The sequence below is a fragment of the Caballeronia glebae genome, assembly GCF_001545035.1.
Taxonomy (GTDB): Bacteria; Pseudomonadota; Gammaproteobacteria; order Burkholderiales; family Burkholderiaceae; genus Caballeronia; species Caballeronia glebae.
Genome location: NZ_FCOJ02000177.1, coordinates 1 through 994, shown reverse-complemented (window position 1 = coordinate 994; position 994 = coordinate 1). Strand labels below are relative to the sequence as shown.

Here is a 994-nt window from a genome sequence, read left to right as displayed (position 1 = left end):
CCCATGCGCTCCATGCCTTCGATCATCGCGGCGGGCGGCGCGGCGCCCGCGACCATCGCATGGACTTTCTGGGCGATGCCGGCTTTCATCTCGTCGGGCGCGTTGACGAGCAGGTTCTGCACGATCGGCGCGCCGCAATAATGCGTGACGCCGACGTCGCGAATCAGATCGAAGATGGTCTTCGCATCGACGCGGCGCAGGCATACGTTCACGCCCGCGCGCGCGGCGACGGTCCACGGGAAGCACCAGCCGTTGCAATGGAACATCGGCAGCGTCCACAAGTACACTGCGTGCTTGGGCATGTCCCATTCGAGGATATTGCTCACCGCGTTCGTGTACGCCCCGCGATGGTGATAGACGACGCCCTTCGGATTGCCCGTCGTGCCCGATGTGTAGTTCAGACAGATCGCGTTCCATTCGTCGGAAGGCGGCGCCCATTCGTATGCGGGGTCGCCGCTTTCGAGCAGCGCCTCGTATTCGATTTCGCCGATGCGCTCGCCCGCGCCTGTGTACTGCGAATCGTCGACATCGATGACGAGCACGTTCTGCGGCACGTCTTTCAACGCCCGGCGCATGACGTCCGCGAACTCGCGATCGACGAGCACGGCCTTCGCTTCGCCGTGCGCGAGCATGAACGCGAGCGTGGCGGCGTCGAGCCGCGTGTTGAGCGTGTTGAGCACGGCGCCCGTCATCGGCACGCCGAAGTGCGCTTCGACCATTTCGGGCGTGTTCGGCAGCATCGCGGCGACCGTATCGCCCAGGCCGATGCCGCGTGCCGCGAGCGCCGATGCGAGCCGCCGCGTGCGCGCGTAGGTTTCGGCCCAGTTGCGCCGCACATCGCCGTGCACGACGGCAGGAAGCGTCGGATACACCGATGCCGCGCGTTCGATGAACATGAGCGGCGTCAGCGCCGCGAAGTTGGCGGCCGTTTTCGGAAGGCCATCGTCGTACATGCCGGCTGTCATGGTGTCGCCTCCTGTGCGCGCATTTCGAT

General features: G+C 65.6%; 1 protein-coding gene. It reads right to left on the bottom strand.

The window, feature by feature from the left end; translation table 11 throughout:
- Positions 1-965: AMP-binding protein (locus AWB82_RS36680; RefSeq protein WP_143757006.1), on the bottom strand; the 965-nt coding region annotated here is incomplete at its 3' end.
- Positions 966-994 lie beyond the last annotated feature (29 nt).